Raw genomic sequence first — 9,297 nt, forward strand, 5'->3', positions numbered from 1 at the left:
TGTCTCGGAAAGCGAAAGAAAAAAAAGAACGACCCGGGGCACGAACGTGGGCGAATTCTTCCCAGTGGCGCGGGGGGGGGGGGGGGGGGGGGGGGGGAGGGGGGAAGGCCGCCCCCCCCCCCCCCCCACGTCGGTGCCCTCCAACACGGGCCGTGGAACGTGGTCGGACGCAATCGGGTGGTGAGGCCTTGACCGGTCTTGACCTGTACGCGTCGATGACGCGTCGGGCGGATACGTTGTTCGAGCTGACGGACGCGTTGCCGTGGGCGACGGGCCGGTGACGGCGCGGGCCGGTGACGGCGCGGGTGGACTTGACGTTGGTGGCCGGACATCGGCGCCGGCAGCAGACTCACCTTCACGGCCTTCGTCGTGGTCACGTGCGTCCTTGATCGGACCACATGTCCAGACGACGACAACTCCCTCCTTCCGTGTGATCGGGAGCGGGTGCCACCTCGGCGAGGCTCCCGCAGGCTCCCGGAAAGATGGACAGACCGAGGTCCATGACAAGCTAGGGCCGCGTTTCGAAATCCTGTTGCTGGTGGTAGTGCCAGCACACGATCCTTCTGGAATGGACCTTCCACAGCAGGTGATCGAGTGGGACGAACTAACGCTGCGCTGCTTCAACGGCGAGGCCGACCTTGCGGAGTTCTTCCGGGTCATTGAGGAGTCGGTGGAGCACCTGCGCCCGTGGATGCCCTGGGTCGCTGAGCACAGCCGGGCCAAGACCGCCGATTTCCTGGACCGCCGCATGGATCTCTGGGCCAGCGGCGAGGCGTTCACATACGCGATCGTGGTTGACGGGGCGATCGTCGGCTCATGCGGGCTGTTCCGGCGCGGGGAGACCCCGGACAACGGCCGTGAGATCGGCTACTGGTTGCACCCTGCCGCCACCGGCCGGGGTCTGGCCACTCGGACCGTCCGCGCCCTGATTGAACAGGCTTTCCGTCTCCCCAACGTCGATTACGTCGAGGTCGTCCACGACCCGGCCAACCGCGCCAGCGGTGCCGTCCCAGCCCGCCTCGGGTTCACCGAACACCTGCGCCGTCCTGCCGAGCGCCTCGCCCCGGCCGGGACCGGCGAGGATCAGATCTGGCGGCTGACCCGCAGCCAGGGAAACATCCTCGCCGCCGGGGAGGGTCGGCCCACCCGGGGGTGAGGCCACCGAAGCGGTAGACACGGCGGTGCTCGTCCGGTTGGCTCCTCTCTGGCCGGTGGGGGCCCAAAGCACCTAAGGGGCGGTGCTAACGCGACGAACAGGCCATGTGCTGACGAGTACATGACCGAAGTCGAGATCAACTACTGGCGGCTTCTGGACTCACCTCGGCGTCACCTCTACGACGCCGCCCGCGACGTCACGCCCGGCAACGTCAACGATGCCACGCCTTCGGCCCGGTCCTCGACAGCATCCGCATCCCGCGCGCCGTTGCGGGCCGGCCTCGCCCGACACCGGCGCGGGTGCTGGGAAACAGGTGTATTCCAGCCGGGCGACTCGCCACCTGCTGCGGCGCCGGGGCATCGTTGCCACGATCCCCGAACGCTGCGACCAGGTGGCCAACCGTCGGCGACGTGGAGCCCCCGGCGGCCGTCTACCGCGTTCGACAGGGACATCTACCGCGACCGCAACGTGGTCGAACGATGCTTCGCCCGCCTGAAGCGGTTCCGTGTGATCGCGACCAGGTTCGACAAGCTCGCCGATCGCTACCGGGCTAGCTTCGGGGAAAGCCTGGCTCCGCCCGGCAGCCCGCTGCGGGCTGCCGTCCATCGACCGGGCGGCAAAGGAAACGTTCCAGCTCCTGCTACAAGCGGCCCGCGCGGCCGGTGCAGAACGGCGGCGGCCGGCCCCTTCCAGGCCCGGCGGGGAAGCTTCCATGTCCAGCCATCCCACCCCCTATGCCACCCCCAGCCGCATTCTGCAGGCCCCGCCCCGCCCGCGCACCGCCTGGGACGGGTGCTCCCCGCCACGTGTCTCCGCGGGGGGAAAGGCGATGCCCCGATGAAGTCGCCCGGACGGCCCACGGTCTCCTCTCGGGGTCGATGGCTGTTTTGACATGGGGAGGCATGTCCATCCATGCTTTCACTACTCAATTAGTGAAAGCATGGATGGTGACGTGGTCGACTACCGGATCGACCGAGGAAGCGGAGTCGCGGCCTACGCGCAGATCGTGCAACAGACCGAACTGGCGCTGCGGATGGGTACGTTGCGGGTGGGGGACAAGTTGCCGACGGCCAAAGAGGTTGTGGAGGCCACCGCCATCAACCCCAACACCGTGTTCAAGGCGTATCGCGAACTGGAGCGGGCGGGGCTTGTCGAGGCCCGCCGTGGCCTCGGGACCTTCGTACGGCGGTCGCTGGCGCGGCCCGGTGCGCAGGACGCCTCCCCGCTGCGCGCGGAAGTGACCGCGTGGACGGCACGGGCACGGGCGGCGGGGCTGGAGAGGGCAGACATTCTGGCCCTGGTCACCGCAGCTCTGGACGAGCACGAACAACACCCGGACGACCGGGAGCACCTTGAGGAGGACGTATGACCGGGCCCACCGCGCCGGCCGCGCTGCGCGCCACGGGACTGGGATACCGGTTCCGCGCGCGGGGCGGCTGGGCCCTGCGGGACTGTGAGATCACCGTCCCGAAGGGACGCATCGCCGCGCTCGTCGGCCACAACGGCGCCGGCAAGAGCACGCTGCTGCACTTGGCGGGCGGCCTGCTGCGCCCGGTAGCGGGGGAGGTGCGGGTCCTCGGCGCGACGCCGGGCACCCCCGAGGCGCGTGGCAAGGTCGCACTCCTGACCCAGGACAAACCGCTGTACCCGCGTTTCACCGTGGCGGACACCCTGCGCATGGGCCGCAAGCTCAACGCGAGATGGGACCAGGGAGCCGCCGAAGGCGTCGTTCGGGAGGGGAACATCCCGCTCACCACCCGTGTGGGCGAGCTGTCGCCGGGGCTCCGCACCCGTGTGGCGCTTGCCCTCGCCCTGGGGAAACGACCCGAACTACTGCTCCTCGACGAGCCGTTGGCCGACCTCGACCCGCTGGTACGGGAGCAGATCATGGCGACGCTGATGGCCGAGGCGGCCGAGCACGAGCTGAGCATCGTCCTGTCCTCGCATGTCCTGCCCGAGCTGGAGCAGACCTGCGACTGGGTGGTGTTGCTCCGGGACGGCCGCGTCGAACTGAGCGAGGACACCGACGAGCTTCGTGCCGCCCACAGCATCGTGACCGGACACCGTGACGGGGCAGCGGCCCTGAAGGAGCACACCGTGGTGCACAGCCGTACGAGCGGCAGACAGCTCACCGCTCTGATCCGCCAGCAAGGCCGGCTCGGCGGCGACTGGCACGTCCGGCAGGCCAGCTTCGAGGACGTCATGCTCGGCTATCTGCGGGCCGGCGACGAGACGCGTCCCGCTGCCTCCCAGAATGCCGAGGAGACAGCGTGACGGGCTCCTTGTGGCTGGCCTGGCGCCAGCAGCGTGCGCTCATCGCGTGTGCCGGACTCGTGCTGGCCACCGCCGCGGTCATCGCGGTGATCTCCCGCTCGGGCATGGTGTCCAGCCTGGACAGCGGTCTGTTCGACCACTGCGAAACCGGCCCGCTGTCCTGCACGGGGGCTGACGGCATGCCCCTGAGACTGAACGTCGGGCCGCTCCAGGCGCTCGGCACGCTCAACATCGCCCTGCCCGTCCTGCTCGGAATGTTCTGGGGCGCGCCCCTGCTGGGCCGCGACCGCGAACTGGGCACATCCCGCATGGTCCTCGCCCAGGGCATCAGCCGCGCCCAGTGGTTCACCGGACGGTTCGCCCTGGCCGCCCTGGGCACGGTGGCGGTCTCGGGGCTCCTCGCCCTGCTGTTCGGCTGGTGGCGGCAGCCGGCCGCCGACCGGAGCTACGGCGTCTTCTGGTACGAGACCGTGGCGCTGAGCGGATCCGGGCCCCGCACCGTCGCCGCCGCCCTCTTCGGCCTGTCCGTCGGCACCCTCTTCGGCCTCCTGGTGCGCCGGGTGATGTCCTCCATGGCCCTGACGCTCCTGGTGACCACCGCGATGACGGCTCTCGTCGAGTGGTCGCACAAGGCGCGCCTGTTGGTGCCCGCGCACAGCTACATCAGTGCCGGATCGCAGCCCAGGCCCGAAATGGGAGACAAGTGGTCGACGGGGCACTACGGCCTGATCACCGCCTCTGGCCGCCGGGACGACGTCATGAACTGTCCCTTCCCGTCCGGCCGTGAACTGCGCGAGTGCATGGCCCAGCACGGCTATGTCGCCCGCTTCTACGAGGCCAGTCCGGCGAGTGACTACTGGACGTTCCAGTGGCTCGACATCGCCGTCCTCGGCGGCCTCGCGGTGGTACTGATCGCGGTCACCGTCCTGCTGCTGCGCCGCAAGATCTGACCCCGCACTCCTCACTTCCCCACTCTCCTCTCATCTCGCTTCTTCATCCCTGTGCAAGGAGGTCGCCTCGCCATGCCCGAAAACTCCACGTCCCCGGTCAAGCTCAAGAGCAGCACAGCGCCGACAGCGGCCGGGCCCGCCAGCCTCGTACTCGCCCTGGGCCTGTGAGGCATCGCCCGCGAGGGTCCGCCTGCCTGGTCCAGAACCGGCACCCCGCTCAGCCCCCTGTCGCCCAGCGGCGAGGCGCCATGCCTCTCCCCTCCCCTCTCCCTCTCTTCCCGGCGGCCTTCTTCGAACTGCCGCTTCGCCACAGGAGTTTCCATGCCCGCGTCCACATTCACCGAAGCCACCGGCAGCCCGCCCCGGCCGGTCCAGACCGTCAGGCAACGAATGCACCGTGCTTCAGCCGGCGGCGGACGCCTGGCCGCGGTCGACGGGCTGCGGCTGCTCGCAGCGGCGGCCGTGGCGGCGTACCACTACCTGGGCACCCCGACCCCGCGCTTTTGGGGCGAGGCCTACGACCTGCCGCAGGCAGCACCGCTGCTCCACGCGGTCAGCGGCTACGGCTGGCTCGGCGTCGAGGCGTTCTTCCTGATCAGCGGCTTCGTCATCTGCATGAGCTGCTGGGGCCGCACCCCGGCACAGTTCGCCGTCTCCCGCATCGCCCGGCTCTTCCCGCTGTACTGGGCCGTCGTCCTGATCATCGTCGCTGCGGGTACCGTCACCGTGCTCGCCGGACAGCGCTCAGGAGCACCCACGGACCTGCGCACCACCCTCGGCAACCTCACGATGATGCCCAGCCCGCTCGGCCTGAAGTTCACTGCCGGCGTCGCCTGGACACTCTGGGTGGAAGCCCGCTTCTACCTGCTCATGGGCGCGCTGCTGTTGATCGGCCTGACCTACCGGCGCGTCATAGCCTTCGGTTTCCTCTGGCTTGTCCTGGCGTCCATCGGCCGCGAACTGCACTCCACCGTCCTGGACGAGTTCCTGCTCACCCAGTACGCCGGGCTCTTCGTGGCCGGTATCGCGCTCTACCTGATGCACCGCTTCGGATCCAACCTGCTCCTGTGGCTCCTGGCCGGCTTCGCCTGGTGCTACACCCTGACCGTCCTGGGCGACCGCGTCGCCGCACACGCCAACTCCAGCTGGGCGGTCAGCGCGGCCGTCCTCACCGGCTTCCTCGCACTGCTCGCCCTGGCCGCCACCGGCCCGCTGTGTCACCTCCAAGCGCGAACCCTCGTCTACGCGGGAGCCCTGACCTATCCCTTCTACCTGGTCCACCAAAGCCTGGGCATACCCATCACACGCGGCATCCTCAAGACCGCCCACGGCCTCGGCCTCCTCCCCTCGGTCGCCCTCGGCCTCTTCTGCTCCCTGCTCCTGGCCGCCGTGCTCAACCGCCTGGTCGACCGCAAACTCGCCCATCTGCTCCGCCGCCGCCTCACTGCCGCCCTCAACCCCACCCGCACCGAGCCGGACCAGCCCACACCACCTGCTGCCGACAGCCCTCACGCACCAGCACCCGATGACGATGTCCCGTCGGCGCCCGCCCTCTCCGGACGACCTTCGACGCGGTGCCAGCAGTGACGGCAAGAGCCTCCCTCGGCCTTGGCAGGGATGCCGTATGACGGCAGCCGAGAACCGAGAACGGTGCAGCGACGGCGCCTCACACGCGAGGAGGGATGCCCGTGTCCGATGCGCCGACAGAAGCGAGGAACAGCGTGGCCATCTCGTCCACAAGCGGGCGTCGACCGACCGCCAGAACCTCGTCCTCGCCGATGCCGGAATCGAGGACCCGGTTGTCTTCGAAGTGGAGTCCGGCCCCTCCAGCCGCCTTACAGTTGGCGGGCCGAGCGGCAGACCGGCTGGGCACGGCACCGAACGGGGCCGACGACGGGGCGACATGTCAGGGGCGCGCGTCACCTTGCTCGGCTTGAGCCCTGTGAACGTCGTCGCGGTGCCTTGCTTGCCGCCTCGCAAGCAACTCGTCGATGCGTTTGAGAACTCGATCCCATGCGCGCTCAGCCCTCCGTAATTGGTTGGGAGTGCGTCGGCCAGAACGCTTATCTCGGGGCAGGCGCCGGCAGCCAACTGTCCGCGCACGGCGTCCTGCTTCTCGTCGAGGCGGTCGGGGCCTCTCCCAGGAAGTAGAGGCCGGCCCGTTCCGTCGGCCCTAGGGAGCAGGTGGCCCGGTGAACCAGGCCGCCAGTCACAGCGTGGTAACGACGTCTCATGAGACATGGAGATCGAACGAACCGCCTGATCGGGACGGCTCGTTCGAGGAGATGGTTCTCAGTCGGCACGCGGCACGTTTCTCACGTCACGGGTCTTCCTCAACGTATCGGAACTCCGGTCCGTACGTTTTTCCGCTCCCGTCGGGCAGCGGCGTTGCCATCAGCGCCTGGGCGGGTACCTGCAGGCTGACCATCTGCACGACTGCCCGGTTCAGCATCTGCGTCGCCGTGCCGGGCTGTTCCGCCTGCCAGGCACGTTCCAGGAACCGGAGCAGTGAGCTGTAAGCAGCCCCTGGCAGCAGGACGAGCTGATCGCCGGGCCGGTGCGCACCTTCGGGGAGTTCGTCACCGCCGCCGGGTTGGCCGACACCTGGTACTTCGTCCGCTACACCGACCCCGAGTGCCACCTGCGGATCCGCTTCCACGGCGAACGGTCCGTCCTGCTCGGCCCGCTGATGGACCAGGCTTGCCGCTGGGCCGGCGACGTGTTGGCGACCGGGATCGGCACCAGGTTCGCCTTCGACACCTACGAGCGGGAGGTCGAGCGCTACGGCGGCGCCGAGGGAATGCACGCGGCGGAGGCGGTCTTCGGAGCCGACAGCTCCTCGGTCGCGCGGCTTCTCCAGGCCAGCGAAGACGGCGAACTCACGCTGGAACGCATGGACTTGGCGGTCAGCAGCGTCGACGACCTGCTTGAGTCGCTGGGCCTGGCGCCGGACGAGCGGCTGCAGTTCTACCGCGGCGCGAGCGAGGTGTCCCGCGAGGGCGGCGACGAGTACCGGCAGCGCGGGCACCGGCTGCGGGAGACGCTCGGCCGGCCGGACTGCACCGACACCGCTGTCCTGCGCCTGTTGCTGGCGGAACGCCGGACGGCCCTCGCACCCGCGGCCGACCTCCTCACCGCGTTGCGACGGGAGGGCAGGCTCGAGCGGAGCCACACCGAGCTGTGCCGTTCATTCGTCCACATGCACCTCAACCGGCTGGTGGGCCTCGACGGCGCCGCGGAGCGGCAGGTGCTCGAACTGCTGCGCCGCACCAGCGAGGGCCTGGCCCGGGCTCCGGTCGGCTGACTCGACACGGCCATCCCCGGTGTTGCCGATCTCGAAAATGGGTTCTGACCCGCTTTCGTGATGGCGTCGCCCCGCCGACTGGGCCGGGCCCGCGCCGACCAGCACGTGCGGCCCCGGGCTGCCGGCGACCCGGCTCTCCTCTCCGATGGCGGCCCGGCCGGGCCGCCATCGGAGAAGGCGTGTGCGTCAGAGCCGGAGCAGGTCGCAGATGAAGTCCTCCTGGACGTGGCGTAGTTGTGCCACGAGCTGCGGTGTCGTGCTCTCACCGAGCTGGGTGTTGACGGAGAAGGTTACGGATCGTTTCCCCGTCGGGCGTGGCGGCAGCGAACTGGGCCTGAAAATGATCAGGGCCGATCTTGGTGCGGTCGACAGTGCAGCGTCGTCGAAGAGACGTCGCCCCGCCTGGAGTGCCTGCTGTTTCCATCCATCGCGGACGTGTCGGTGCTGTCGCTGGCCGTGAGTCACGAGGCGATACGCATCGACCTCTGCAGTACGGCGGCCGGGGCGGCATGCCCCGCCTGTGGGAGCGAGTCGACCCGGGTGCACAGCTCTTACCTGCGGTTTCCTGCGGACGTGCCGAGTGGCGGACGTCTGGTCATCCTCCGATTGCGAGTCCGGCGGTTCTTCCCCACCAGCGGTACCGTCACCTGGGACGCCACCGACCTCACCACCGTCGACCCCGACGAACTGTTCTCCCGCCTCGCGATGCTGCCCCAGGACATCGCCCGCTGGCAGGCCACCATCCGCGAGAACATCACCCTCGGCCAAGGCGACCAGAGCGACGACGCCGTACTTGCTGCCGCCCGGGCCGGCGGCGCCACCGCAGTCATCGACTCACTGCCCGACGGCCTCTACACCCACATCCGCCCCGCCCAGTCCGGCGGCCGAGACCTCTCCAGCGGCCAATGGCAGCGGATCGCCGCAGCCCGCGCCTAAGCCCGCAAGAACGCACCCCTGCTCATCTGCGACGAACCCACCAGCGCACTGGACCCCCGAGCCGAGCAGGCCGCCTACGACCGCATCCGCGAATTCGCCGCCGACCGCACCGTCATCCTCATCACCCACCGACGGGGATCGACCCAGCACGCGGACCGCATCATCGTCCTCGACCACGGCCGCATTCTCGAAGAGGGAACCCACACCTCCCTCTTGGCCGCGGACGGAGAGTACGCGGCCATGTGGACCACCCAGGCTCGCGCCTACACCCCGGTCTCCGTCCCATAACCAGCCGGGCCCCAGCACCTCGCCAAGGGGGATGCCGGGGCCCGCATGGTTGTGCAGTTGCAGTGCAGTGGCAAGCACGGCGGCCGGCCACCGGTGGAGCCGTTCGCGGAGGTTGATCGCCGTGATCGTGGGCTCTGCGCGGATCCGGCAGCTCCAGACTGTTCACGGTCGGCCGGCGGGAAGGCTGCGGCCGCCCTGGCCCGAGAGCTAGCCGACTATGTTCCTGGTCTTCCTGGTCCTCCTGGACTCCACGGCGACAGAAGTGGTGGCCTGTTTCGGCGGACGCCGGCCCTTATTGATGGTTTCACAAAGACATCGTCGGGACGGACTCCGACGTGGTCCACGGCGGGTCAGACCCAGCGGTAGTTGGCGTCGTCGAGGGTCGGCAG

6 protein-coding genes and 2 pseudogenes are annotated in these 9,297 nt (G+C 69.3%); all 8 read left to right on the top strand.

What is annotated here, in order from left to right; genetic code table 11:
• Nucleotides 1–568 precede the first annotated feature (568 nt).
• Nucleotides 569–1,156: a GNAT family N-acetyltransferase gene (locus AC07DU_RS33765; RefSeq protein WP_479036290.1), complete on the top strand. Its 588-nt coding sequence runs from the start codon at nucleotides 569–571 to the stop codon at nucleotides 1,154–1,156.
• Nucleotides 1,157–1,573: 417 nt separating this feature from the next.
• Nucleotides 1,574–1,702: pseudogene (locus AC07DU_RS33770) on the top strand (IS5/IS1182 family transposase); the annotation flags it as partial.
• A 394-nt stretch (nucleotides 1,703–2,096) separates the two neighbouring features.
• Nucleotides 2,097–2,525, top strand: coding sequence for a GntR family transcriptional regulator (locus AC07DU_RS33775; protein ID WP_479037790.1), 429 nt, complete (start codon nucleotides 2,097–2,099; stop codon nucleotides 2,523–2,525).
• Nucleotides 2,522–3,430 (top strand): ATP-binding cassette domain-containing protein, encoded by a 909-nt coding sequence (locus AC07DU_RS33780; RefSeq protein ID WP_479037793.1) that lies wholly within the window; start codon nucleotides 2,522–2,524, stop codon nucleotides 3,428–3,430. The genes AC07DU_RS33775 and AC07DU_RS33780 overlap by 4 nt, the downstream gene beginning before the upstream one ends.
• The gene (locus tag AC07DU_RS33785; RefSeq protein WP_479115752.1) at nucleotides 3,427–4,380 is read left to right on the top strand and encodes a transporter; all 954 of its coding nucleotides are present in this window, start codon (nucleotides 3,427–3,429) and stop codon (nucleotides 4,378–4,380) included. The genes AC07DU_RS33780 and AC07DU_RS33785 overlap by 4 nt, the downstream gene beginning before the upstream one ends.
• A gap of 321 nt (nucleotides 4,381–4,701) precedes the next feature.
• Nucleotides 4,702–5,967, top strand: a complete 1,266-nt coding sequence (locus AC07DU_RS33790; RefSeq protein WP_479115754.1) for an acyltransferase family protein — start codon at nucleotides 4,702–4,704, stop codon at nucleotides 5,965–5,967.
• 946 nt (nucleotides 5,968–6,913) lie between these two features.
• Nucleotides 6,914–7,684 (top strand): annotated as a pseudogene (locus AC07DU_RS33795) (thiopeptide-type bacteriocin biosynthesis protein); the annotation flags it as partial.
• A gap of 456 nt (nucleotides 7,685–8,140) precedes the next feature.
• On the top strand, nucleotides 8,141–8,620 hold the full coding sequence (locus AC07DU_RS33800; protein WP_479115756.1) for a transposase family protein: 480 nt from the start codon (nucleotides 8,141–8,143) through the stop codon (nucleotides 8,618–8,620).
• Nucleotides 8,621–9,297: the final 677 nt, after the last annotated feature.

The organism is Streptomyces sp. NPDC045695 (assembly GCF_056432025.1).

What these genes read in the sequence shown, in the direction of transcription:
- AC07DU_RS33775 (WP_479037790.1), top strand. Translation starts at nt 2,097, where the DNA reads ATGGATGGTGACGTGGTCGACTACCGGATCGACCGAGGAAGCGGAGTC.
- AC07DU_RS33790 (WP_479115754.1), top strand. Translation starts at nt 4,702, where the DNA reads ATGCCCGCGTCCACATTCACCGAAGCCACCGGCAGCCCGCCCCGGCCG.
- AC07DU_RS33765 (WP_479036290.1), top strand. Translation starts at nt 569, where the DNA reads ATGGACCTTCCACAGCAGGTGATCGAGTGGGACGAACTAACGCTGCGC.
- AC07DU_RS33780 (WP_479037793.1), top strand. Translation starts at nt 2,522, where the DNA reads ATGACCGGGCCCACCGCGCCGGCCGCGCTGCGCGCCACGGGACTGGGA.